20 protein-coding genes are annotated in these 24,166 nt (G+C 64.4%); 4 read left to right on the top strand and 16 right to left on the bottom strand.

Annotated features, from left to right (window positions below; all coding sequences use genetic code 11):
- Positions 1 to 8: 8 nt before the first annotated feature.
- On the bottom strand, positions 9 to 1,016 hold the full coding sequence (locus tag IC66_RS0106170) for a TRAP transporter substrate-binding protein (RefSeq protein ID WP_038947024.1): 1,008 nt from the start codon (positions 1,014 to 1,016) through the stop codon (positions 9 to 11).
- Positions 1,017 to 1,077: 61 nt separating this feature from the next.
- Complete coding sequence (locus IC66_RS0106165) at positions 1,078 to 2,796, bottom strand: IlvD/Edd family dehydratase (RefSeq protein WP_049806469.1); 1,719 nt, start codon at positions 2,794 to 2,796, stop codon at positions 1,078 to 1,080.
- A 174-nt stretch (positions 2,797 to 2,970) separates the two neighbouring features.
- On the opposite strand from IC66_RS0106165, the gene IC66_RS0106160 reads away from it, so the two are divergent.
- Positions 2,971 to 3,654 (top strand): GntR family transcriptional regulator, encoded by a 684-nt coding sequence (locus tag IC66_RS0106160; protein WP_038947022.1) that lies wholly within the window; start codon positions 2,971 to 2,973, stop codon positions 3,652 to 3,654.
- A 21-nt stretch (positions 3,655 to 3,675) separates the two neighbouring features.
- On the opposite strand, the gene IC66_RS0106155 is transcribed toward IC66_RS0106160, so the two are convergent.
- Together IC66_RS0106155 and IC66_RS0106150 are read right to left on the bottom strand one after the other, a co-directional pair.
- The gene (locus IC66_RS0106155) at positions 3,676 to 4,089 is read right to left on the bottom strand and encodes a hypothetical protein (protein WP_038947021.1); all 414 of its coding nucleotides are present in this window, start codon (positions 4,087 to 4,089) and stop codon (positions 3,676 to 3,678) included.
- Between the two features lie 315 nt (positions 4,090 to 4,404).
- Positions 4,405 to 5,229, bottom strand: a complete 825-nt coding sequence (locus IC66_RS0106150) for an NAD-dependent epimerase/dehydratase family protein (RefSeq protein WP_038947020.1) — start codon at positions 5,227 to 5,229, stop codon at positions 4,405 to 4,407.
- A gap of 89 nt (positions 5,230 to 5,318) precedes the next feature.
- On the opposite strand from IC66_RS0106150, the gene IC66_RS0106145 reads away from it, so the two are divergent.
- Positions 5,319 to 6,296, top strand: a complete 978-nt coding sequence (locus IC66_RS0106145; RefSeq protein WP_038947019.1) for an SMP-30/gluconolactonase/LRE family protein — start codon at positions 5,319 to 5,321, stop codon at positions 6,294 to 6,296.
- A gap of 186 nt (positions 6,297 to 6,482) precedes the next feature.
- On the opposite strand, the gene IC66_RS0106140 is transcribed toward IC66_RS0106145, so the two are convergent.
- Positions 6,483 to 7,913 carry an aldehyde dehydrogenase family protein gene (locus IC66_RS0106140; RefSeq protein ID WP_028144301.1) on the bottom strand — a complete coding sequence of 477 codons (1,431 nt, stop codon included), beginning with the start codon at positions 7,911 to 7,913 and terminating at the stop codon, positions 6,483 to 6,485.
- A 210-nt stretch (positions 7,914 to 8,123) separates the two neighbouring features.
- Positions 8,124 to 10,487 carry a transketolase gene (locus tag IC66_RS0106135; protein WP_038947018.1) on the bottom strand — a complete coding sequence of 788 codons (2,364 nt, stop codon included), beginning with the start codon at positions 10,485 to 10,487 and terminating at the stop codon, positions 8,124 to 8,126.
- Positions 10,488 to 10,623: 136 nt separating this feature from the next.
- Here IC66_RS0106135 and IC66_RS0106130 point away from each other — a divergent pair, with 136 nt between their 5' ends.
- A complete protein-coding gene (locus IC66_RS0106130; protein WP_028144303.1) occupies positions 10,624 to 11,085 on the top strand; it encodes an Lrp/AsnC family transcriptional regulator in 462 nt (153 codons plus the stop codon).
- 79 nt (positions 11,086 to 11,164) lie between these two features.
- The gene (ppk2, locus tag IC66_RS0106125; RefSeq protein ID WP_038947017.1) at positions 11,165 to 12,085 is read left to right on the top strand and encodes a polyphosphate kinase 2; all 921 of its coding nucleotides are present in this window, start codon (positions 11,165 to 11,167) and stop codon (positions 12,083 to 12,085) included.
- 143 nt (positions 12,086 to 12,228) lie between these two features.
- Here the strand turns inward: ppk2 and IC66_RS0106120 are convergent, their stop codons facing one another.
- The 10 genes from IC66_RS0106120 to ntrB form a co-directional block, all read right to left on the bottom strand.
- Positions 12,229 to 13,233, bottom strand: coding sequence for a zinc-binding dehydrogenase (locus IC66_RS0106120; protein WP_157158022.1), 1,005 nt, complete (start codon positions 13,231 to 13,233; stop codon positions 12,229 to 12,231).
- A gap of 134 nt (positions 13,234 to 13,367) precedes the next feature.
- Positions 13,368 to 14,309 (bottom strand): DMT family transporter, encoded by a 942-nt coding sequence (locus IC66_RS0106115; RefSeq protein ID WP_028144306.1) that lies wholly within the window; start codon positions 14,307 to 14,309, stop codon positions 13,368 to 13,370.
- Between the two features lie 187 nt (positions 14,310 to 14,496).
- Positions 14,497 to 15,336, bottom strand: coding sequence for an aldo/keto reductase (locus IC66_RS0106110; protein ID WP_028144307.1), 840 nt, complete (start codon positions 15,334 to 15,336; stop codon positions 14,497 to 14,499).
- A gap of 8 nt (positions 15,337 to 15,344) precedes the next feature.
- Positions 15,345 to 16,241, bottom strand: a complete 897-nt coding sequence (locus IC66_RS0106105) for an SMP-30/gluconolactonase/LRE family protein (protein WP_049806468.1) — start codon at positions 16,239 to 16,241, stop codon at positions 15,345 to 15,347.
- A gap of 235 nt (positions 16,242 to 16,476) precedes the next feature.
- Positions 16,477 to 19,182 (bottom strand): nitrate reductase, encoded by a 2,706-nt coding sequence (locus tag IC66_RS0106100; protein WP_038947014.1) that lies wholly within the window; start codon positions 19,180 to 19,182, stop codon positions 16,477 to 16,479.
- A gap of 28 nt (positions 19,183 to 19,210) precedes the next feature.
- Positions 19,211 to 20,428 carry an NAD(P)/FAD-dependent oxidoreductase gene (locus IC66_RS0106095; RefSeq protein ID WP_081494327.1) on the bottom strand — a complete coding sequence of 406 codons (1,218 nt, stop codon included), beginning with the start codon at positions 20,426 to 20,428 and terminating at the stop codon, positions 19,211 to 19,213.
- Positions 20,429 to 20,438: 10 nt separating this feature from the next.
- Positions 20,439 to 20,867 (bottom strand): globin family protein, encoded by a 429-nt coding sequence (locus IC66_RS0106090; protein ID WP_038947012.1) that lies wholly within the window; start codon positions 20,865 to 20,867, stop codon positions 20,439 to 20,441.
- A gap of 122 nt (positions 20,868 to 20,989) precedes the next feature.
- On the bottom strand, positions 20,990 to 22,369 hold the full coding sequence (locus IC66_RS0106085) for an MFS transporter (protein ID WP_038947011.1): 1,380 nt from the start codon (positions 22,367 to 22,369) through the stop codon (positions 20,990 to 20,992).
- Between the two features lie 336 nt (positions 22,370 to 22,705).
- On the bottom strand, positions 22,706 to 23,500 hold the full coding sequence (locus IC66_RS0106080; protein WP_028144312.1) for an ABC transporter ATP-binding protein: 795 nt from the start codon (positions 23,498 to 23,500) through the stop codon (positions 22,706 to 22,708).
- 13 nt (positions 23,501 to 23,513) lie between these two features.
- On the bottom strand, positions 23,514 to 24,166 hold a 653-nt coding region (ntrB, locus tag IC66_RS0106075; protein ID WP_038947010.1), incomplete at its 5' end, for a nitrate ABC transporter permease.

Genomic DNA, 24,166 nt, shown 5'->3' with positions numbered 1-24,166 from the left:
GCATCACGTTAGTTGATCGACCGGATCAAATCCTTGATCTTCTCGGCATGCGGGCCGAGCTCCTTGGCGAGCTTGTCGAGATAGGGATCGGCGATCGTCGTGAAGGTCTTCTTGTCGACGTTGTCGACGATCTTCACGCCCATCTTCTTCAACTTCTCGGCCGCGGTACGTTCGAGCTCGAACGCCTTTGCCGGCTCCTTGGTGCTGATCTCGTTGGCTGCGGTCTGCACCCAGCCCTTCTGCTCGGCCGAGAGGCTCTGCCAGAGCTTGTCCGAGATGAACACCAGCGCGTTGTTGGCCTCGTGCTCGGTGATGTTGAGGACCGGCGCGACCTCGTAGTGCTTGTTGACGAGGTAGACGTTGATGCTGTTCTCGGCGACGTCGACGACGCCGGTCTGCAGGCTGGTGTAGACGCTGCCGAACGGCATGTGCACGGTCTGGGCGCCATAGGCCGGGAACATGGTGTCCTCGGTCGCGGTCGCCTGCACGCGGACCTTCAGGCCCTTGACGTCGCCGACGTTGTGGATTTCCCGCTTCGAGTACATGTGGCGCACGCCCTGCGATCCCGTCGCGATCACGTGCAGGCCCTGCGTGGTCTCGTCGATCAGGGTCTTGAGCGCTTCGAACACTTTCGGATCGGCCAGCCCCTTGATCACGTGGTTCTCGTCGCGGAACAGGAAGTGCAGGGACATCACGCCGGCCTGCGGCGAGATCGTCGCGGTGTTGGCGGAGGAGATGATCGCGAATTCGACGTCGCCGGCTTTGACGAGCTGGAGCACCTGCGGCTCCTGCCCGAGCTGCGCGCCGGGATACTGGTCGATGATCATGGTGCCCTTGCTCAATTCCTTGAGCTTGTCGGCAAAGAGGTCACCCGCGATGGAATAGCCGGTGTTGCGCGGCTGGTCGTAGGCGAAGCGATAATGCTTCACCTCCTGTGCCCCCGCCACGGTCACGAACAGCACGGCAGCCACAGCCGCCAACCCATGTAAGAATCCTGGCATGGATCGTGCAATCATCGTTTCCCCCTGTTGTATCGCCCGCCGCTTGTGCGGTCTGAGCGCTCGATCGAGTGGTCGATCAACCCTTCTCAGTCGTCTTCCCAGTCCTCTGCATGAAATCGAAGTCGCAGCCCTCGTCGGCCTGCATGATGGTCTCATTGAACAGCCAGGCATAGCCGCGCCGCGCTTCATCGGGCGCAGCCGCCGGCTTCAACGCAGCGCGCCGGCGCTCCAGCTCGGCTGCATCGACCAGCAGCTCGATGCTGCGCTTGGCCACATCCAGGCTGATCATGTCGCCGTTCTTCACCAGCGCCAGCGGCCCGCCCACGGCGGATTCCGGCGTGATGTGGAGAACGATAGTGCCGAACGCGGTGCCGCTCATGCGCGCATCCGAAATGCGCACCATGTCCTTGGTGCCGCCGCGCGCGAGCTTCTTCGGGATCGGCAGATAGCCAGCCTCAGGCATGCCGGGCGCGCCCTTGGGGCCGGCATTGCGCAGCACCAGCACATCGTCGGCGGTGACGTCGAGATCGGGATCGTCGACGCGCAAGGTCATGTCCTCGACGGATTCGAACACGACGGCACGGCCGGTGTGTTTCAACAGCTTGGGGCTCGCGGCCGATTGCTTGATGACGGCCCCGCGCGGCGCGAGATTGCCGTGCAGGACGGCGAGGCCGCCTTCCGTCTTGATCGGATTGTCGCGCGAGCGGATCGCGTCCTGGCCCGGCACGTCCTCCGCATTGGCGACGACGTCGCGCAGCGTTTGGCCCGAGATCGTCTTGGCATCGAGATCGACGAGGTCGCCGAGTTGCGCCAGCAGCTTCGGCACGCCGCCGGCGTGATGGAAATGCTCCATATAGTGCTCGCCCGACGGCTTGAGGTCGACCAGCACCGGCACCTCCCGGCCGATCTGGTCGAACACTCCGAGATCGAGCCGATGCGGCGAGCGATGCGCCATCGCGGTCAGATGGATCAGGCCGTTGGTGGAGCCGCCAATCGCCTGGAGCACGACCTGCGCGTTCTTGAAAGACGCGGGTGTCAGAAGCTCGCTCGGCTTCGGCCCCTTGGTCTTGGCCATTTCGGCGGCAACCTTGCCGCTCGCTTCCGCAAGTCGGAAACGTTCGGCATGCGGCGCCGGGATCGTCGCGCTCATCGGCAGCGACAGGCCCATGGCTTCGATCATGCAGGCCATGGTCGAGGCCGTGCCCATCACCATGCAGGTGCCGACCGACGGCGCGAGGCGGCCGTTCACTGCTTCGATTTCGACATCGTCGATTTCGCCGGCGCGATACTTGCCCCAGAGACGGCGGCAATCGGTGCAGGCGCCCAGCACCTCGCCCTTGTGATGGCCGACCACCATCGGCCCGACCGGAATGACCACGGTCGGCAGGTCGGCGCTGATCGCGGCCATCACCTGCGCCGGAAGCGTCTTGTCGCAGCCGCCGATCACGATCACCGAATCCATCGGCTGGGCCCGGATCATCTCCTCGGTGTCCATCGCCATCAGGTTGCGCAGATACATCGAGGTCGGATGCGCAAAGCTCTCGGCGATCGAGATGGTCGGAAACACGAACGGCATCGCGCCCGACAGCATCACGCCGCGCTTGGCGGCCTCGATGATCTGCGGGACGTTGCCGTGGCAGGGATTGTAGTCGCTGTAGGTGTTGGTGATGCCGACGATCGGGCGCTCCAGCGCGTCGTCGGAATAGCCCATGGCCTTGATGAACGCCTTGCGCAGGAACAGCGAGAAGCCGGCATCGCCATAGCTCGTCAGACCCTTGCGCAAACCACTCGTCATCATGCCACTCCTTCAGTTGCCATTGTGGTACAGCCCGCCCCTCGATTGTCAATAAGTTTGGTCCATATGGTCGCGTTTTCCGCCTAATGGCCGCCTCTTCGTCTCGAATTATTGACAATCTGCCACTTCCCTGCTCCACAGGGCTAGCCGGCCAGACGCCGGGAGACCGAGGGCATGTCCGACATTCGCACCGCAGACAGCATGCCGGTCCGGCACGACGATCCGGACGACGTCGTCGCGCGGCTGGAGGAGGACATCATCTTCGGCCGCCTCGCGCCCGCCGCGCGCCTCACCGAGGACGCGCTGATGTCGCGCTACGGCACCTCCAGGCACTTCGTGCGCCAAGCCTTGGTGGATGCCGAACGCCGCGGCATCGTCCGCCGCGAGAAGAATGTCGGCGCGACCGTGCGGTTCTATTCGGCCGAGGAGGTCCGTCAGATCTACGAGGTCAGGGAGATGCTGACCCGGCAGGCCGCGCTGATGATCCCCCTGCCCGCGCCGCAAGCCCTGATCGACGAGCTCTCCGCCCTGCAACGGCAATATTGCGCGAAGGCCGATTTGCGGGATCTGCGCGGCATCCACGAGGCCAACGACGCCTTCCACCTCGCGCTGTTCTCCGCCTGCGGCAATCCCTATCTGGTGGGCTCGCTCCAGGACTACATGAACCTGACCCTGCCAATGCGCGCGAAGAACCTCGCCGACCGCGAAGGGCTCGCGCAATCGCGGCGCCAGCACGAGATGATGATCGAGCTGCTGATGGGGCGCGACAGCTGGGCGCTGGCGCAGCTGTGCGTGGATCACATGCAGTTCAGCAAGAAGGATTATCTGGCGAGGATTGGAGGGGAGACGCGACGCTAGCGCGTGACGCCACACGGATATTCAGTACCGCCTCAGTAGCCCGCGATCTATGCTCGCCTCGCCATAATCGGCGCAAGCCCTTTTCGGGTTTCTGATCAGATCTGTGCGGACGCGCCTGAAGGTTTTGCGGGCCGCATCGGACACCTCGGGACGGAATTTGCGGGGATCGTAGCTCTCGCCATCGCGGGCCTTGATGGCCGCAGCATAGGCGTCGATCATGGCCATCGCCGCATCCGGACTGCCGAGCAATCGGGCGCCGAGCTGAACGCTGCTGCTGCCATCAACCTCGTAACCGTCGCACCGCTGCTCGAGCACCACGGAGGCGATGACCAGCTGGTCTAGGAACGTCGCCTCGGCATCGGTGAGCGCTGCAGCTTGCGCGGGGCCTGATACGATCGTCGCGATCATCGCGACGGCTGACAATTTGATTCTCATTGTCGTGGCTCTCAATTCCGATCGCACGAAACGAAAGCCGGATGATGTCCGCGGTGAGGTTGATCTGGATCAATGGCGGTCGCCGCGAGTCACATGCTTGCTGACGGGCATCATTCCTTCAACACGTCATTGCGAGCGTAGCGAAGCAATCCAGTATCCCTCCGCGGAAAGACGCTGGAGTGCGTCGCTGCGCTCGCAATGACGGTGGTGAGTACTGCGCCCCCGACTTTCACCGTCCTCGCGGAAACGCCCCTCACCCCAACCCTCTCCCCGTAAGAACGGGGCGAGGGAGCGCACCTGCGTGCGCGTCAGGCGTCAGCGCTTATTCCAATCGATGATCCGGCTCGGGTCCGCATCGAACTCCATGCTGCAGAACGTGCCGCCCTGGAAATAATCCCCGACCGGATCCGGCTTCAGCTTGGCCTGCTCGGCCATCGCGTGCTCGCGGAAATCTTCGGCGCGGCCGGTGGGGCGATAGCCGAGTTCATAGGCGCGGTGGTTGTCCCACCAGGCGCGCTCGTTGAGGGAGGCGCCGTAGAACACCTCGAAATGGATGTCGGGATGCTCGAGCCCGATGCGGCAGAGCTGCACGAGGTCATCGGGCTTGAGCCAGATGGCGAGCCGGCGCTGGTCGAGCGGCATGTCGCCGAAATTGCCGATGCGCAGGCACGTCACCTTCAGTCCGTGCTTGTCGGCGTAGAGCGCGCCGACGGCTTCGCCGAACACCTTGCTGACGCCGTAGCGCCCGTCGGGGCGCGGGGTCACGTCGGCGCCGATCCTGTGGTGTCGCGGATAGAAGCCGACGGCGTGGTTCGACGAGGCGAACACCACGCGCTTGACGCCCTTGCGGTACGCGGCCTCGAACAGATTGTAGCCGCCGATGATGTTGGCCTGGAGGATCTGGTCCCAGGTGCCTTCGACCGAATAGCCGCCGAAATGGATGATGCCGTCGACGCCCTCGCATATCGCCTCGCACTGCGCGAGATCGGCGAGGTCCGCTGCCTTGAACTTCTCGTTCGCGCCGAGATCGGCGGGCGGCTTGATGTCGGACAGCAGGAGATCCGAATAGATCGGCGGCAGCAGTTTTCGCAGGCTCGTGCCGATTCCGCCCGAAGCTCCCGTCATCAAAATACGCGGCATGTCTTCCCTCACCGTTGGTGACCGATTTGCCGTCACGTGTCCCTAATGATAGCAGGATTGTCCAGAGGGAACGAAACGTGAGAACCGACATGAATGAGGCATCGTCCCACACCCAGGAACGGCCAGGCTGGCGGCCGGCGACCTATTACCCCGACCCCGCGATCATGGCGCTCGATCCCCGCTTCGAAAAATACTGGTTGAAACTGTCGGCGGTGGAACGGCTGGCGACCGGCCTGCGCTGGGCCGAGGGACCGGTGTGGTTCGGCGACGGGCGTTATCTGCTCTGCAGCGACATCCCAAACCAGCGCATCATCAAATGGGAGGAAGAGACCGGCGCGGTCTCCGTGTTCCGCAAGCCCTCCAATTTCGCCAACGGCAACACGCGCGACCGCCAGGGCCGGCTCGTCACCTGCGAGCACGGCGGGCGGCGCGTGGTGCGCACTGAATACGACGGCAGCATCACCGTGCTGATGGATCAATTCAACGGCAAGCGGTTGAACTCGCCGAACGATGTCGTTGTTAAATCGGACGGATCGATCTGGTTCACCGACCCGACCTTCGGCCTGCTCGGCAATTACGAGGGCTACAAGGCCGAGCCCGAGATCGACCCGAACGTCTACCGGCTCGATCCCGCGACCGGCAAGGCGACCATCGTCGCAGAGGGCGTGCTCGGGCCGAACGGGCTGTGCTTCTCGCCGGACGAGAGGATATTGTACGTCGTGGAATCCCGCGGCGTGCCGAACCGCAAGATCCTCGCCTATGACGTTTCGCCCGACGGCACCAAGATTTCCAACAAGCGCGTCCACATCGACGCAGGTCCCGGCACGCCGGACGGCATGCGCTGCGACATCGACGGCAATCTCTGGTGTGGCTGGGGCATGGGCGATCCCGAACTCGACGGCGTCGTGGTGTTCGCGCCCGACGGCGTGATGATCGGCCGCATCGCGCTGCCCGAGCGCTGCGCCAATCTCTGCTTCGGCGGCGTCAAGCGCAACCGCCTGTTCATGGCGGCGAGCCAGTCGATCTACGCGTTGTATGTGAACACGCAGGGTGCGCTCGGCGGCTAGCGCCGCACTCGTAGGGTGGGCAAAGCGAAACGTGCCCACCACTGCTCGCTTGTGGCGTGATGGTGGGCACGTCGCTTCGCTCCTTTGCCCACCCTACGGCACCTCGCCGTGTCGCGACACGCCGCCCAAAACAAAAACGCCGGAGCGGTTGCCCGCTCCGGCGTCATTTGTTCAACCGCTAAAAACTTACGCCGCGTTGAAGCCGGCGACGGCCTTCACTTCGAGGAAATCCTCGAGGCCGTACTTGCCCCACTCACGTCCGTTGCCCGACTGCTTGTAGCCGCCGAACGGCGCGGTGCGGTCGTTGGGCACGCCCTGGAGGTTGACGTTGCCGGCGCGGATCTGGCGGCCGACGCGCTTGGCGTCTTCGACCGAGGCACCCGTGACGTAGCCAGCGAGGCCATACGGCGTGTCGTTGGCGATCTGCACGGCTTCGGCTTCGTCCTTGGCGCCGATGATGGTCAGCACCGGTCCGAAGATTTCTTCACGAGCAATCGTCATGTCGGGGGTGACGTCGGCGAAGATGGTCGGGCGGACATAGAAGCCCTTGTTGACGCCTTCGGGCAGGCCCGGGCCGCCGGCGACGAGCGTTGCGCCCTCGTCGATGCCCTTCTTGATCAGGCCCTGGATCTTATCCCACTGGCCGCGGTTGACGACTGGACCGATGGTGGTGCCTTCGGCGCGGGGATCACCGGCCTTGGTCTTGTCGGCGACGGCCTTCGCGATCGCGGCGACGTCCTTCATCTTGGACAGCGGCACGATCATGCGCGAGGGTGCGTTGCAGGACTGGCCGGAGTTGTTGAACATGTGCATCACGCCGCCAGTCACCGCCTTCGTGAGGTCGGCGCCTTCGAGGATGACGTTCGGCGACTTGCCGCCGAGTTCCTGGCTGACGCGCTTCACGGTCGGCGCGGCGCGCTTGGCCACGTCGATGCCGGCACGGGTCGAGCCGGTGAAGGAGATCATGTCGATGTCGGGGTGCTCGCTCATGGCGGCGCCGACCTCGGGGCCGAGGCCGTTGACGAGGTTGAACACGCCCTTGGGCACGCCGGCTTCATGGAGGATCTCCGCGAAGATCAGCGCCGAGGTCGGGGTGAACTCCGACGGCTTCAGGATCATGGTGCAGCCGGCGGCGAGCGCGGGCGCGACCTTGCAGGCGATCTGGTTGAGCGGCCAGTTCCAGGGCGTGATCATGCCGACCACGCCGATCGGCTCGCGCAGCACCATGGCGGTGCCGACCGGCTCCTCGAAATGATAGTTCTTGAGCACGTCGAGCGTGGTCATGAGATGGCCGAGGCCGGCGCCGGCCTGGAGCTTCTCTGCCATTGGCAGCGGTGCGCCCATCTCGTCGGACACGGCGGCGCCGATCTCCTTGAGGCGGCCCTTGTAGACCTCGATGACCTTGGTGAGCAGCGCGACGCGCTCATCACGGCTGGTCTGGGAGAAGGTTGCGAAGGCGCGCTTGGCGGCAGCAACCGCCTTGTCCACGTCGGCCTTGGAGCCCAGCGCAACCTCGTACATCGCCTCTTCCGTCGCGGGATTGACCACGGCGGTCGACTTCTTGACGGCGGGATCGACCCAGGCGCCGTCGATGTAGAATTGCATGCGATTGACCATCGTTAACCTCTTCTTGGGGGCATGTGGGGGCGTTTCAGCAGGCATCCTTGCACGAAAGCGCCGGCAATTGAACCCGCCATATGCGGGGCCAGCGTTGCGGCGGACGCGCGGAATATGGGCGGAGAGACGGGGCGAGGCAAGGCTCTGTCCGGTCGTCATTCCGGGCGCCCTCTTGGCGCGAGCCCCGGAATGACAACCGATTTTTTTCAGTTACACCGCCATCTTCCGATGCAGCACCGGCGCGCCGGTGGTGAGGCTTTCGGCCGCATCGATGATGGCGTTCGCGTCGATGCCGTAGTGCCGATAAAGGTCCGCGATCGTGCCGGTCTGGCCGAACTGCTCGACGCCGAGCGCCTCGACGCGGTGGCCGCGGACGCTGCCGAGCCAGCCGAGCGCGGACGGATGGCCGTCGATCAAGGTCACGATGCCGCAGTCGCGCGGCAGCGGCGCCAGCAGTTTTTCGATGTGGCTGAGATGCTGCACGCCGCGGCGATCCCGCCGCAATTTCCGTGCGGCGGTCCAACCCGCATGGAGGCGGTCCGCCGAGGTGATCGCGAGCAGGCCGATGTCGCGCCGGCTCTCGCCGACGAAGCCCGTGGCCTCGATCGCTTCCGGCGCCACCGCGCCGGTATAGGCGATCACGACTTCGGCATTGGGGCCAGGCTTACGCAGCCAATAGGCGCCGTCGGTGATGCCCTGCGCAAGCTCCGGCGTCATGATCCGCTGCACCTGCTCGATGCTGCGCGTCGAGAGGCGCAAATACACCGAGCCGCCCTCGCCCGGATCGCGCTGCATGTGCTCAAAACCGAAAGCCATGATCACGGCGAGTTCGTCGACGAAAGCCGGCTCGAACGAGGCGAGCCCGTCCTGTGCCATGCCGATCAGAGGCGTTGCAATCGACTGGTGCGCGCCGCCCTCGGGTGCGAGCGTGATGCCTGACGGCGTCGCCGCCACCATGAAGCGCGCGTCCTGGTAGCAGGCGTAGTTCAGCGCATCGAGCCCGCGCTCGATGAAGGGATCGTAGAGCGTGCCGACCGGCAGCAGCCGCTCGCCGTTGATCTGGTGCGACAGCCCGAGCGCCGAGAGCATGATGAAGAGGTTCATCTCGGCAATCCCAAGCTCGAGATGCTGGCCCTTGGGCGAAAAGTCCCAGTTGAAGGTGGAGGGAATTTTCTCGCTGCGGAATAAATCCGCCTTTTCGGCGCGCGCGAACAGGCCGCGGCGATTCACCCACGGACCGAGATTGGTCGAGACCGTGACGTCGGGCGAGGTCGTGACGATGCGCCTCGCCAATTCGCCGTCGCTGCGCGCGATCTCGTTCAAGACGAGACCAAAGCCCTGCTGGGTCGACATCTGCGGCGACGGCTTGAAGGCGAGCTGCTGGGGCACCTCGACGACCGGTGCGGTCAGGCGGCGGCCGTCCTGGTTGAACGGCACGCGCGCGAGGAAGGCATCGAGCTCGGCGGCGGATTGCGCGAGGCCTTCATACTTCTCCCATTCATGCCCGGGCCGGATGTTCTGGCTGTCGCGATATTTCTCCATCTGCGCGACCGTCATCAGGCCGGCGTGATTATCCTTGTGGCCCTGGAACGGCAGGCCGACGCCCTTGATGGTGTAGGCGATGAAGCAGACCGGGCGATCGTGATCGATGGATTCGAAGGCGTCCAGCATGCTCGCCATGTCGTGGCCGCCGAGGTTCGACATCAGCGCCAGCAATTCCTCGTCACTGCGGCTGTCGATCAGTTTCGTGATCGGCCCCTGGTCGCCGATCTCGTCGTGCAGATGCTTTCGGAACGCGGCGCCGCCCTGGAAGCAGAGCGCGGCGTAAAGCGCGTTCGGGCAATTGTCGATCCAAGCTTTAAGCGCCTCGCCGCCGGGCTCGGCGAAGGCCTCGCGCATCAGGCGACCGTATTTCACGATGACGACGTCCCAGCCGAAATTGCGGAACATGGTCTCGAACTTTTCCCAGAGCCCTTCGCGCACGACGGCATCGAGCGACTGGCGGTTGTAGTCGACCACCCACCAGGTGTTGCGCAGGCCGTGCTTCCAGCCTTCGGCAAGCGCCTCCCAGATGTTGCCCTCGTCCATCTCGGCGTCGCCGACCAGCGCAATCATCCGCCCTTCGCGGCGATCCTTCATCCAGCCATGCGCCTTGACGTAATCCTGCACCAGCGAGGCGAACAGCGTCTGCGCGACGCCGAGGCCGACCGAGCCGGTGGAGAAATCGACGTCGTCGACGTCCTTGGTGCGCGAGGGATAGGACTGCGCGCCCTTGAAGCCGCGAAAGTTCTCCAGCTTCTCGCGGCTCTGCCGGCCGAACAGATACTGGATGGCGTGGAACACCGGGCTCGCATGCGGCTTCACCGCCACGCGGTCCTCGGGACGCAGCACGTGGAAATACAGCGCCGACATGATGGTCGCGAGCGAGGCGGACGAGGCCTGATGTCCCCCGACCTTCAACCCGTCGGCATTGGGGCGGATGTGGTTGGCGTGGTGGATGGTCCAGGACGACAGCCACAGCGCCTTGCGGCTAAGCGCGGTCAAGGTGTCGAGGCGGGCGGTATCGACGGGCATGGCAAAGGCTCCCGGAAAACAGGTGGGGCGATGATACGCCTGCGAGGGGCGCCAAACTTCTCAATTTTTCGCGCAATACCTGATGATATTGGGATATCATACTAATAACTACCCAAAATATGCAGGTTTTATCCCAATGCCAGAGCTAGACGCCATCGACCGAAAGATCCTCGCATTGCTTCAGGCAGACAGCCGGCTGACCATGCAGGAACTCGCCGACAAGGTCGGCCTCTCGGTCTCGCCCTGCCATCGCCGGGTCAAGCTGCTGGAGGAGCGCGGCGTCATCAGCCGCTACGTTGCGACCGTGGACCAGAAGGCGCTCGGCCTGCATGTCAGCGTCTTCATCTCGATCAAGCTGGCGCGGCAGAAGGAGGAGGATCTCAACCGCTTCGCGCGCGCGATCTCGAAATGGGACGAGGTGCTGGAGTGTTATCTGATGACCGGCAACCGCGATTACCTGCTTCGCGTCGTCGCAGCCGACCTCGCCTCCTACGAGACCTTCCTCAAGACCAAGCTGACCCGGCTCGACGGCATCGCCTCGATCGAGTCGAGCTTTGCGCTGAGCCAGGTGAAGTATTCGATCGCTCTGCCGGTGTGATAGCGGCGGCTGTCACATGGGTGCAATAGACGCCACCGATGGTCCTCGGCGACTGGCACCCGAGCCGAGAGAAGGACCCATGACCGCATCCGACCGCACCCCTGAAATGGCCAAACGCGAGCGCATTATTCGGGAAATGACCGACGATCTCGACGAAGAGCTGGAGATGGAGCTCGACGATGCGCGTCTCGACGAGCTCCTGGAGGAGACCGATACGCTGGGCCCGGCGGTCGACCGCAAGCTCTATTTCCGGGAGTTGCTGCGGCTCCAGGGCGAACTGGTCAAGCTCCAGGACTGGGTCCAGAGCGAGAAGAAGAAGGTCGTGGTGCTGTTCGAGGGCCGCGACTCCGCCGGCAAGGGCGGCGTGATCAAGCGCATCACCCAGCGCCTCAATCCGCGCATCTGCCGCGTCGCCGCGCTGCCAGCACCGAGCGAGCGCGAGCGCACGCAATGGTATTTTCAGCGCTACGTGTCCCATCTGCCGGCCGGCGGCGAGATCGTGCTGTTCGATCGCAGCTGGTACAACCGCGCCGGCGTCGAGCGCGTGATGGGCTTTTGCACCGACGAGCAATACCAGGAGTTCTTCCAGACGGTGCCGGAGTTCGAGCGGATGCTGATCCGCTCCGGCATCATTTTGGTCAAATACTGGTTCTCGATCACCGACGACGAGCAGCAGTTCCGCTTCACCATGCGCATCAAGGACCCCTTGAAGCAGTGGAAGCTGAGCCCGATGGACGTCGAGGCCCGCAGCCGCTGGGAGCTCTACACCAAGGCCAAGGAGACCATGCTGGAGCATACGCACCTTCCGGATTCACCGTGGTGGATCGTCGATGCCGTCGACAAGAAGCGCGCGCCGCTGAACTGCATCGCGCATCTGCTGAGCCAGATGCCATACCAGGAGGTCGCGCGGGTCCCGGTGGTGCTGCCGGCGCGCGTGCGGAACCCCGATTACCACCGCGGGCCGGTCCCGCCGGAGATGTACGTGCCGGCGAAGTATTGACAGAGGTTTCGTAGGGTGAGTAAAGCGGCTTGTCCGCCATAGCTCGAAGAGCGACGGCGGAAGCGTGCCCACCAATCTCACCAGGAACGCGGATGCATGGTGGGCACGGCGCTCTGCGTCTTTGCCCACCCTACGCAGTACCGTCATCGCCACGGCTGCACGATGATCTTGGTGTGGGCTTCAGGATTGGCGAGATCGGCGAAGGCCTTGGCGACGCCGTCGATGCCGACCTCGGCCGTGACCATCGCCGCCGCATCCACCTGCCCTTCCGCGATCAGCCGAAGTGAGCCTGCGAATTCGTCCGGCGTATAACCGAGCACGTATTGGACGTTGAGCTCCTTCATGATGCCGAGCATGGGTTCGCTCTTGTCGGTCTCCATGCAGACGCCGACCACAACGATCCTTGCATCGCGCGGCGCGCCTTCGAACACCTGCTGCAGCAGTCCGGGCACGCCGACGCATTCGAAGATGATCGCGGGCTTCAGCGCCGGCAGCATGGCCTGGAACGGTGGCCTCGCCGCCTTCTCGGCGTCCGACATCTGCGCGTGCTCGGCCCAGGTCGCATAGGGCTGCGACACCCTGGGATCGACGACGATGTCGGCGCCGAGCTTTGCCGCGAGCGCGCGGCGCGCCGGCGAATAGTCGGCGGCGACGATGGGGTGCAGCCCCTTGATCTTCAGCGCCGCGATCACCGCGAGCCCGACAGGGCCGCAACCGATGACGAGCGGCACCTCGCCGCCCCGGATGTTGGCTTTCGCCACGGCGTGAACGCCGACTGCGAGCGGCTCGGTCAAGGCCGCATGTTCCGGCGCAAGACCGTTGGGCACTTCGAGCAGGAGCGGCTCGCTCAAGACCATCTGCTCCGCATAGCCACCGACGAAGTCGTTGGAGTAGCCGATCCCCTTGATGCCCTCCGGCGTCACCAGCGCGGGCAGCGAGCAGACATGCGTCCCCGGTTTGAACTTGCGTTCCGTGCCGGGGGCGTAATCGATGATCTCGCAGCAGAATTCGTGACCGAACACGACGTCACGCGACAGATCCATCGGCGTGCGACCGGTCTTCCTGGCCATCTCCACCATCCGCGGCGCATGCTGGCGCGCATGCAGGTCGGAGCCGCAGATGCCGCAGGCGAGCGTCTTGACCAGCACCTGGCCGGGCCCGGCTTCGGATCGGCCATCTTGTCGACGACAATCTCACCGTTCCTGAAAATCGCAGCGCGCATCCGGCTCCTCCCGCATTGTTGGAGCCGTTGATAGCACGTAACAGGGCGCACGAACTTGCGTCAGGGGTTCGGGGAACGCTCTTCCAGCACCAGCAACTGGGCGCGGCGGATACGCTCGCGATGAGCGATGTAGAGGCCGCTGGCGACGATGAAGGCCGCGCCGACGACCGTCCAGAGATCGGGGACCTCGCCGAAGATGAAGAAGCCGAGAATGCTGACCCACAGCAGCTGCGTGTAGGAGAACGGCGCCAGCACCGAGGCATCGCCATAGCGATAGGCCAGCACGATGATCCACTGGCCGACGGTGGAGGCGACGCCGATCACGATGCCGAGCCCGATCGCGGTCCAGCTCGGCGTGACCCAGACGAACGGCACCATCACGGAAAGGATCGCAACGCCCGTGAGCGCAGAATACGCCATCGTGGTGAGCACGGCTTCACGCCCGCTCATCATCCGCGTCAGGATCAGCGCGGCGGCCCAGCAGAACGCAGAGACGATCGGGAAGAACGCGGCGGCGTGAAACGCGCTCGAGCCCGGCCGCAGGATGATCAGCACGCCCGTCAGGCCGATCGCGGTCGCGATCCAGCGTCGCATGCCCACCGTCTCGCTGAGGAAGACGATCGAGAGCGCAGTGACGAACAGCGGCGAGACGAAGCCCGTCGCGGAGGCTTCCGCGATGGGAAGGAAGCGCAGGCCGGTGATGAAGAACAGCGAGGAGCCGAGCAGCGCGGCACCGCGCATCAGTTGCAGGCCGAGCCGCTCGGTGCGCATCGCATGGAGCGGAGAGCCCGGCAGCATCACCGGCGTGAACATCAGCGCGAACGTGACGAAGCGGATCCAGGTGATCTCGATCGACGGCAGGCTGGTCGACAGATATTTCGCGGTGACGTCGGAGCAGCCGAGGAAGATCGTCGACAGCAGCACCAGCGCAATGCCCTTGAAGGGATGGTCGACACGCGCGGGCGCGCGGCGAGCCGTCTGCTTCTTCTCCGGCACGGGCATGGGGATACTGTCGAGCCTTGCGGCTGCGGCGGGCGGCGGTGTCACGGCTGGAACCCGGGAAAATGCGAATCGAGAACGGTGGTAAAAAACGACAAATGCGCCGCGTTCACAACTTCCGAAAACAGGATGCCGATATGCGCAGGCCGCCGCGCGCGTCAATGCTCCGTTAATAATGGGCGTTTGTGCATTACAGCATGGGCAGGCTGCGCGGCTTCGGCCCGCGCGGAAACGCCGCATCGAGCGCCGTAATCTCGTCTTTCGTTAGCGCGAGATCACCGGCCGCCGCATTCTCGCCGGCATGTTCGGGGGACGAGGCCTTCGGAATCGCGAACACCGTAGTCGCACGGGTGAGGAAGCTGAGCGCGACCTGACGCGGCGTCACGCGACGCGCCTCTGCGATGCGCTCCAGCACGGCACCGCCCTTGCTGCGCGCATCCGGAAAATCGTCGTGACCGAACGGCGAGTAGGCGACGACGGCGACGCCATGCTGCTCGCACCACGGGATCACCGCATGCTCGATCGCGCGTTCCTTCAGATGATAGAGCACCTGATTGCAGGCGATACGACCTTCGCCCGCGACGTCGAGAATTTCGTCGAGATCATCGGCATCGAAATTGGACACGCCCCAGGATTTGATCTTGCCTGATTTCACCAGCTCCTCGAACGCGGCGACGGTGTCTTCGAGCGGATAGGAACCGCGCCAGTGCAGGAGATAGCAATCGAGATGATCGGTCTTCAGCCGCTTCAGCGAGCGCTCGCAGGCGGTGATGGTGCCGCGGCGCGACGCGTTGCTCGGCAACACCTTGGAGACGAGGAACACTTCATCACGGCGGCCCGTGATCGCATCGGCAATGACGAGCTCGGCATCGCCATACATCTCGGCGGTGTCGATGTGGGTCATGCCGAGATCGAGCCCGCGCTGAAGCGCCGCAATCGCGCGCTTGCGGTCGCCATGGTCGAGATACCAGGTGCCCTGCCCGATGACGGAGACTTTGGCGCCGGCTTTGCCGAAGAATTTTGTGTTCATGTTAGAGCTCACAGTCCGCCGATATCCGCAACCAGCACGCTGCCAGTCGACGACTCCGTGATATAGAGCCGATTCCCGCTTTCGCCACCGATCGCCACATTGGTGCAATTCGGCCCCTCGCACGACTTGATCCGCGCAAGCAATTCGCCGTTCGGCGCGAACACGAAGACGTGGCCGAGCGAAGCATGGCCGACGAACAGGCGACCCCTGGCGTCCATGGTCAAGCCATCGGGACCGCTGGTGCCGAACAGCGAGCAGAAGCGGCCGACCTTGGACACACTGCCGTCCTTCATGAACGGAAACCGCCACACCGCGTTGTCGCGCGTCATCGCGACGAACAGCACGGTTTCTGTTGGGTCGAGCACCAGGCCATTCGGGCTGATACCGGTGTCGATCAGGCAATCGAGCCGGCCATTCGATGCGAGACGATACACGCGACCGCTGGGGTCGTGCAGGCCGGTCTGGCCCTGATCGGTGAAATAGATGTCGCCGTTGGAAGCAAGATGCAGGTCGTTGCAACCGCGGAAAGATTCTGAATTGCGCGCGGTCAGGACGGGCTTGATGCGACCGGCGTTGGGGTCGAGCTCCATGATGCCGTGCCTGTAGTCGGCCACCAGGATGCGCCCATCAGATGCGATCTTCAGTCCGTTCGGCCAACCCTCATATTCGATCACGAGCGACCATTCGCCATCAGGCGCGATGCGAAAGATGCGGCCGAAGGGAATGTCGACGATGTAGAGATTGCCGTCGCTGTCGAAAGACGGTCCTTCGATGAAGCTGTCGGTCGGCACATTCGGCCGGTTGGCATCAGCCCAATCGGTCCGCACGCCCTTGCGGCGGAACTTTTCGGGCATCGCGGAGAAAAGCCTCGTCTCGATCAGGCGCGGCGGCGTTTCCAGGTACATCATTGTTGTTTTTGGACGTGTTGAGGGGGAGCACGCGGCACCATAGGGCACAATCGAGGGCCCGTCGATTGGGCCGGGAATGGCCGCGTCCACGCCACCCTCGCGTCCCGGACGCGCTGCAGCGTGAAACGCTGCTGCGCAGAGCCGGGACCCAGAAAGGCCAAACACTCGCTGCTAGATGGCCCCGGCTCTGCAGCGCACCGCTACGCGCTGCGCTGCGTCCGAGGCACGAGGCCTACCCCACCGCGCCCGCGACCTTCGCCTGCTTCACCGGCGCCGTGTCCGTCGCTGCGATCAGGCGCTTCAGTTCCGGAATGCAGGAGCCGCAATTGGTGCCGGCCTTGAGCTTGGCGCCGATCTCGGCAGCCGAGCGCGCGCCGGCCGCGATGGTCTCGCAGATGGTGCCGCGGCCGACGCCGAAGCAGGCGCAGACGACCGGCCCGGTCGAGGCGGCGCCTTCGCCGGACTTGCCTGACAGCAGCATGCGGCGCTGATCGTCGGTGACGAGGTCGGCCACGAACAGGCTCTTCACCACCTCCCAGTCGCCCGCATCATGCCCAGGGCCGACGAACAGGCAGGTCTCGATGCGATCGCCCGCGAACGACGCCGCACGATAGACCCCGCCGCCGAAGTCGCGATAGTCGGCGACGTCCTCGCCGGCGACGCTCTCGAGCCAGGCCGGCCAACGCGAGAGGTCGGCGTTGTCGGCAAAGAGATAGCCAAAGCCGCCGGTGACCGTGACGCGGGTCCACAACAGGTTCGGCGGCAGATCGAGCTGCTTCCGCGACAGCGCAAAGCCGCGGAAGACGAATTCGTAAGGCGCGATCGCGGCCGGCGTCGCCTTGGATTCCGGCTGCCCCGAGAACGGATCGGTGAAGGACTGCACCAGCGCTCCGACGCGGCCATGCGAGGCATTCATTGCGCTCCAATGGATCGGCGCGAACAATGTGCCACGCTGAGTGCCGTCACTGACGACGACCTTCAGGATGCACTGACCGTAGTCGGTGCTCACGCGGGCAAAGCCGTCGTGAACGATGCCGTATTTGCCGGCATCATCAGGATGGATCTCGACGAAGGGCTCCGGCAGATGCGCGCCCAGGCGCTGGCTGAGCCCCGTGCGCGTCATGGTGTGCCATTGGTCGCGGATGCGTCCGGTGTTGAGCCTGAGGGGGCGCGAGGCACCGGTCTCGCCGCGCAGCGACGGTACCTCCGGCGCAACGAAGCGGCCCTTGCCGTCATTGGTGAAGAAGCCGCCCTTTGCAAAGAAGCGCTCGCTGGACGTCTCGCCTTCGCGCACCGGCCACTGCACCGGCTTCAAGGCGTCGAAGGCGTCGTCGGACAGCGAAGTCAGCGCGCCGATATCGAAATCGCGGCTGCCCTCGTTCTCGAACGCCGAGAGCGCGGCGTGCTCTCGGAAGATCTCGGCGGCGGATTTGTAGTTGAAGCTGTCGCCGAAGCCGAGGCGCTTGGCGGTCTCGCTGAGGATCCACCAATCGGGGCGCGCCTCGCCCGGCGCCGGCAGGAACGAGCGCTGGCGCGAGATGCGGCGCTCGGAATTGGTCACGGTGCCCGACTTCTCGCCCCAGGCGAGCGCCGGCAGCAGCACATGCGGACCGGCATCGACCGTGTCGTTGGAGAGCACGTTCTCGGACACCACGAACAGCTCGAGCTTCTTCAACGCCTCGCGCACGAAGTCCGCATCGGGCAGCGACACCGCGGGATTGGTGCCCATCACCCAGAGCGCCTTGACCTCGCCGCGATGGATGGCCTCGAACAGCTGCACCGCCTTCAACCCCTCATGGGTGGCGATGCGCGGCGCCTTCCAGAACCGCCTGACACGATCGATGTCGGGCGGCGTGAAGCCCATATGCGCGGCAAGCATATTGGCGAGACCGCCGACCTCGCGGCCGCCCATCGCGTTGGGCTGGCCGGTGAGCGAGAACGGCGAGGCGCCGGGCTTGCCGATGCGTCCCGTCGCGAGGTGGCAGTTCAGGATCGCGTTGACCTTGTCGGTGCCCTGTGCCGACTGGTTGACGCCCTGCGAATACAGCGTGACGACGCGGTCCGTGTCGCGGAACATCTTGAAGAAGGTGGCGACATCCTGCTCCGAGAGGCCCGTCGCGAGCGCCGTCGCAGTGACGCTGCCGGCGATGCTGCGCGCACGCGCCAAGGCATCGTCGAAACCGCTCGTGTTCTGCGCGATGTAGTCCTGGTCCAGCGCGCCGCTGTCGGCGAGATGGACAAACAGGCCGGAGAACAGCGCGGTATCGGTGCCGGGCTTGAGACCGAGGAACAGATCGACATCGCTTGCAGTGTCGGTGCGGCGCGGATCGATCACGATCATGCGCGCGCCACGCTCCCCGCGGTTCTTCAGCATGCGCTGGAACAGCACCGGATGGCACCAGGCCGCGTTCGAGCCGACGAACACCAGCAGATCGGCCTGATCGAGATCCTCGTAGCAGCCGGGGACTGTGTCGGCGCCAAAGGCGCGGCGATGGCCGGCGACCGAGGACGACATGCAGAGCCGCGAGTTGGTATCGACATTCGCCGTGCCGACAAAGCCCTTCATCAGCTTGTTGGCGACGTAATAATCCTCGGTGAGGAGCTGGCCGGACAGATAGAACGCGACCGCATCGGCGCCATCTCGCGCCACGATGTGCTGCATGCGATGGGCGACATGATCGAGCGCATCGCTCCAGGCGACGCGCTCGAGCACGCCCTTGCAGCGGATCATCGGATAGAGCAGACGGCTTTCGAGGCCAACGGTCTCGCCGAGCGCTGAGCCTTTCGAGCACAGTCGGCCGAAATTGGCGGGATGGTCAGGATCGCCAGCGATCGCCGCCCCGCCCATGCCGTCCGGCGTCGCCTGCACGCCGCAGCCGACGCCGCAATAGGGACAGGTCGTCTTGGTGGCACGAAGCGTGGGATCGATCACCGTCATATCAAGCTGCCCTGTCACGCCGGCTCTATCAAGCCGCCTTGGGAGAACGCGCGAACGCGCGACCAAACATCATGTCGGTCCGGATCGCCGCCACCTTGTCGCGATTGCGGATCAGCTCGAGATACCAGAGCGCATCGACGGTATCGCCGATCAGCACCGCGCCGGTGAGCCGGCCGTCGGCGATCACGAGCTTCTTGTAGGTGCCGCGCCTGCGGTCGGTCAGCACCAGGCTCTCGCTGCCCTCCCCGCCCATGAAGTCGCCGGCGGAGAACACGCTGACGCCGGAGACCTTCAAATTGGTCGAGACCACGCTGCCCTGGTAGGCGGCGGGCCGGCCGGCCAGATGCCGTGCCAGCACCCGCGCCTGCTCATAGGCGGGCTCGACCAGGCCATAGCAGGTGCCGCGATGCTCGGCGCATTCGCCGAGCGCGAAGATGTCGGGCGATGCCGTCTGCATCAAATCGTTGACGACGATGCCGCGGTTGACCGCGATGCCGGCGTCTTTGGCAAGCGCCACGTTCGGCTTGATGCCGGCGGCGAAGATCACCGCGTCGGCCTCGATGCGGCTGCCATCGGCAAGCTCGACGGCCTCGACATGGCCATCGCCATGGATGCGGGCGGTCGAGGCACTGAGCAGGATGCGGATGCCCTTGCGCTCGACCAGCATCTTGAGCAGGTCGGCGGCCGGCCCATCGAGCTGACGCTCCATCAGCCGGTCCATCAGATGCAGCAGCGTTACCGGCGCGCCGGCCTTGGCAAGGCCGTAGGCTGCCTCAAGTCCGAGCAGGCCACCGCCAACCACGACGACACGCTTCTTCGCAGCGGCCAGCGTCAGCAAAAGGTCGACGTCGCGCGTATCGCGAAAAGTGTGCACGCCGGCGAGATCGGCGCCCGGCAAATTGAGCCGCAGCGGCGTCGATCCGGTGGCGAGCACGAGCTTGGAATACTCCATGCTCTCCTCGCCCTCGATCTTGAGCTCGCGGCGGCCGGTGTCGATCTCGGTGACGCGATAGCCATAGCGGACCGTGACGCCACGATGGCGCCACCAGTCGGCCGGCCGCAGCTCGATCTCGTGCGAGCCGGTCTCGCCGGCCAGCACGGAGGAGAGCAGCACGCGATTGTAAGCGAGCCGCGGCTCTTCGCCGATCACCGCGACCGCGTAGCGGCCGAGCGAGGTCTTGGCGAGCTCGTCGACCAGACGCGCGGCCGCCATACCGTTACCGACGATGACCAGCGGTTCACTCACGAGGCATCTCCTATTCAGCGGCCTGCGCTTGCGCGCCGTAGGCCTCGGACATCATGAAGCCGGACAGAACGCCGTAGGCGTCGGTCCAGGCCTTTGCCAATTCGGGCGTCCAGGCCTCGCCAAGACCCTTCTCCAGGGTCCACAGCAAGGTCGCACCGACCACGGGATAGTGCTCGGCCGTGGCGCCGTAAGCGACGTGACGCTTGGCGAGCGCGGAGGCCGCGGGAAGAATCGTCTCCAGGTTCGACAGGCCGCTGACGACGGCGGCGAGCATCCCCATCAGCTTCTTGCGCTGCTCGGTCATATCCTCAGGGAACATCGCGCGCACGGACGGCGCCACCTCGAACAGGCGGTCGTAGAACAACACGGAGGCAGCTTCCGAAATTGGCGCGACCTTGGCGAAGCTCTGCTGGATGAGAGTGATCTGTTCGGGCGTCATGTGGTTCTCCTGTCTGTTTCGGTTTGCCTTGGTGCGCTTCGTTGCGAACAAGGTTCATGGGTCAAACGTCATCAGAGAGTCTTCTCCCCGCGTACGGGGAGAAGCGACATTCGTGCCAAGTGTCAGACCCGCGCCTCGGCGAGGCTTGAGGCGCCCTCACCCTGCGGGCCGCGACGCAGGTAGAACCACCAGGTCAAGCCGAGGCAGCTGGCGTAGAAGGCGAGATAGATCGCGAGCGCGAGCTGCGGGCCGCCGGTCAGGGCGATCGACTTGCCGAAACCGGTCGGGATCAGGTAACCGCCGACGGCACCGATCGCGCCGATGAAGCCGACCGCTGCACCGCTCTCGATGCTCGCCGTATTCAGTGCGAGCGCACGCGCCGCCTCGCCCTTGCCGCGCACCCTGAACAGGTTCTCTTCGCGGAAGATCGAGGGGATCATGCGATAGGTCGACCCGTTGCCGATGCCCGTCGTCACGAACAGGATCAGGAACATCGACAGGAAGCCGATGAAATCCTTTTGCCCGACGAAGTAGAGCACGCCCACCGTTGCGCCTGCCATCGCGATGAAGTTCCAGAAGGTGATGATGGAGCCACCGATCTTGTCGGCGAGCCAGCCGCCGAGCGGACGCGACAGCGAGCCGACCAGCGGCCCCAGGAACGCGATCGCAATCGTGATTTGCGGGAACTGGGTCTTGATCAGCAGCGGAAACGCAGCCGAATAGCCGATGAAGGAGCCGAACGTACCGATGTAGAGATACGCCATGATCCAGGTGTGCTTGCGCTTGACGATCGCAAGCTGGTTCTTCACCGACGACTTCGCCGTAGTCAGATTGTTCATGAAGAACACGGCACCGAACACCGCGATCGCGATCGGCAGCACCCACATCAGGCCAGCATTCTGCAGGAAGATGCCGTCGACGGGGGTTGCCTGGAACAGGTTGAAGACGGCGAGCGTCATCAGGATCGGGGTCAGCAGCTGCACGCTGGAGACGCCGATATTGCCGCCGGCTGCATTCAAGCCGAGCGCCCAGCCCTTCATCCGGTCAGGGAAGAAGAAGGAGATGTTGGTCATGCTGGAGGCGAAATTGCCGCCGCCGAGACCTGCGGTCGAGGCGATCAGCAGCATCAGCCAGAACGGCGTATCAGGCTGGCTCACGAAATAGGCAAGCGACAAGGTCGGGATGAACAGGATCGCCGCGCTGAAGATGGTCCAGTTGCGGCCGCCGAACGTCGTGACCGCGAACGTATAGGGAAAGCGTATCAGGGCGCCGATGAGCCCCGGCACAGCGATGAGCTGAAACAGCTGGTCGGTGGTGTAGTGAAAGCCTGCCTGCGGCAGCTTGGTAGTGACGATGCTCCAGATCAGCCAGACCGAGAAGCCGATATGCTCGGCCACGATCGACCAGATCAGGTTGCGTCGCGCGATCGTCTTGCCGGTCGCATTCCAGAACGCCTCATCTTCGGGGCGCCAGTCTGAAATCCAAGTAGGATTCTTCGTCATTGAGTATCCCTTCCAGGCTCACCGCTGCGTCGTTGCAGGCTCCGCCTCACATGGAGGCGCGCTCCGAGGCTTCACCCCGGTGGCGAGTTCACGATGCTGATTGATGATGTTGAGGGACGTCGTCGTTGGCGTCGCGCAAAGACATTTCAATTTCCGTGCCAGTTGCGCGCACACTGGAAATACAGGGATTTCAGGACGTTATTCGCATTGCCAGAAATTCTGGCAGGGCTTTTCCGCACGCTAAATTTGCGATTCGCTCAATCCTTGTGCGACGCACAAGGATTGAGCTAGATGTCGATTATTTGTGCGCAGGCATCCGCTTGCGTTAACTCTTCGTTACGCGGCCTCGACGAAGCGATGACGCTCGTAGAGGAATTCGAGCACGCGCTGGCGGCACTTCAGATAGGTGGTGTTGGTGGCCAGCTCGAGCCGCTTGCGCGGGCGCACCAGCGGCACCTCCAGCACCTCGCCGATCCGCGCGCTCGGCCCATTGGTCATCATCACGATGCGGTCGGACAGCAGCACGGCCTCGTCGACGTCGTGAGTGATCATTAAAATGGTGTTGCCGAGCTTCTGATGCAGCGCCATCACCGAGTCCTGCAAGTGAGCGCGGGTCAGCGCGTCGAGCGCGCCGAACGGCTCATCCAGCAGCAGCACCTTCGGCTCCATCGCCAGCGCCCGCGCAATGCCGACGCGCTGTTTCATGCCGCCGGAGATTTCGGAAGGACGCTTGTCCTTGGCATGGGCCATCTGCACGAGATTGAGATTGTGCATGACCCAGGCGTCGCGCTCGGCGCGGGACTTGGTCCTGGCAAAGACCTTGTCGACGCCGAGCCTGACGTTCTCGTAGACGGTCAGCCACGGCAACAGGCTGTGGTTCTGGAACACCACGGCGCGGTCCGGCCCCGGCGAGTTGACCTCGCGGTTTTCCAGCAGCACCCCGCCGGTGGTGGCGTTGGTCAGCCCCGCGATGATGTTGAGCAGGGTCGACTTACCGCAGCCGGAATGGCCGATGATCGAGACGTATTGACCCTTCTCGATCGTGAGATTGATCTCCTTCAGCACCTCCGTGGTGGCGGCACCGCGGGTAAAGACCTTGTCGATGTGGTCGAGCTTCAGATAAGCGGTCATGTGCCCTCTCCTCTCAGTTCAGCGCGGTGCCGCGGGTGACGAACTTGCCGAGACCCGCGATCAGGCGGTCCAGCACGAAGCCGACGATGCCGACATAGAACAGCGCCAGGATGATCTCGCTGATATGCGAGGAGTTCCATGCGTCCCAGATGAAGAAGCCAATGCCGACGCCGCCGATCAGCATTTCCGCGGCGATGATGGCGAGCCAGGACAGCCCGATGCCGATGCGCAGGCCCGTGAAGATGTAAGGCGCCGCCGCCGGGATCATGATCTTGGCGAAGAACTCGAGCGGGTTGAGCTGCACCACCGCGGCGACGTTGCGATAATCTTGCGGGATGTTGCGGATGCCGACCGCGGTATTGATGATGATCGGCCAGATCGAGGTGATGAATATGACGAAGATCGCCGAAGGCTGGCCGTCGCGGAAGGCCGCGAGCGACAGCGGGAGCCAGGCCAGCGGCGGAATGGTGCGGAGCACCTGGAACAGCGGATCGAGCCCGCGCATCGCCCAGACCGACTGCCCCACCAGCACGCCGAGCGCGATGCCGGCGATCGCCGAGAGCGAATAGCCGAAGGCGACGCGCTGGAGACTGGCGGAGAGATGCCAGAACAGGCCCTTGTCGATGCCGCCATGGTCGAAGAACGGATCGAGGATCAGCTCCTTCG

This window comes from Bradyrhizobium genomosp. III (genome assembly GCF_000261705.1).
GTDB classification, from domain to species: Bacteria; Pseudomonadota; Alphaproteobacteria; order Rhizobiales; family Xanthobacteraceae; genus Bradyrhizobium; species Bradyrhizobium ottawaense.
The sequence above is the reverse complement of the archived record's forward strand: the minus strand, read 5'-3'. Positions and strand labels throughout refer to the sequence as shown.

Coding starts and splice junctions, on each gene's coding strand:
- ppk2 (WP_038947017.1), top strand. CDS start 11,165: ATGACCGCATCCGACCGCACCCCTGAAATGGCCAAACGCGAGCGCATT.
- IC66_RS0106110 (WP_028144307.1), bottom strand. CDS start 15,336: ATGAACACAAAATTCTTCGGCAAAGCCGGCGCCAAAGTCTCCGTCATC.
- IC66_RS0106145 (WP_038947019.1), top strand. CDS start 5,319: ATGAATGAGGCATCGTCCCACACCCAGGAACGGCCAGGCTGGCGGCCG.
- IC66_RS0106150 (WP_038947020.1), bottom strand. CDS start 5,229: ATGCCGCGTATTTTGATGACGGGAGCTTCGGGCGGAATCGGCACGAGC.
- IC66_RS0106170 (WP_038947024.1), bottom strand. CDS start 1,016: ATGATTGCACGATCCATGCCAGGATTCTTACATGGGTTGGCGGCTGTG.
- IC66_RS0106130 (WP_028144303.1), top strand. CDS start 10,624: ATGCCAGAGCTAGACGCCATCGACCGAAAGATCCTCGCATTGCTTCAG.
- IC66_RS0106085 (WP_038947011.1), bottom strand. CDS start 22,369: ATGACGAAGAATCCTACTTGGATTTCAGACTGGCGCCCCGAAGATGAG.
- IC66_RS0106115 (WP_028144306.1), bottom strand. CDS start 14,309: ATGCCCGTGCCGGAGAAGAAGCAGACGGCTCGCCGCGCGCCCGCGCGT.
- IC66_RS0106080 (WP_028144312.1), bottom strand. CDS start 23,500: ATGACCGCTTATCTGAAGCTCGACCACATCGACAAGGTCTTTACCCGC.
- IC66_RS0106160 (WP_038947022.1), top strand. CDS start 2,971: ATGTCCGACATTCGCACCGCAGACAGCATGCCGGTCCGGCACGACGAT.
- IC66_RS0106155 (WP_038947021.1), bottom strand. CDS start 4,089: ATGAGAATCAAATTGTCAGCCGTCGCGATGATCGCGACGATCGTATCA.
- IC66_RS0106140 (WP_028144301.1), bottom strand. CDS start 7,913: ATGGTCAATCGCATGCAATTCTACATCGACGGCGCCTGGGTCGATCCC.
- IC66_RS0106165 (WP_049806469.1), bottom strand. CDS start 2,796: ATGACGAGTGGTTTGCGCAAGGGTCTGACGAGCTATGGCGATGCCGGC.
- IC66_RS0106090 (WP_038947012.1), bottom strand. CDS start 20,867: ATGACGCCCGAACAGATCACTCTCATCCAGCAGAGCTTCGCCAAGGTC.
- IC66_RS0106100 (WP_038947014.1), bottom strand. CDS start 19,182: ATGACGGTGATCGATCCCACGCTTCGTGCCACCAAGACGACCTGTCCC.
- IC66_RS0106105 (WP_049806468.1), bottom strand. CDS start 16,241: ATGTACCTGGAAACGCCGCCGCGCCTGATCGAGACGAGGCTTTTCTCC.
- IC66_RS0106135 (WP_038947018.1), bottom strand. CDS start 10,487: ATGCCCGTCGATACCGCCCGCCTCGACACCTTGACCGCGCTTAGCCGC.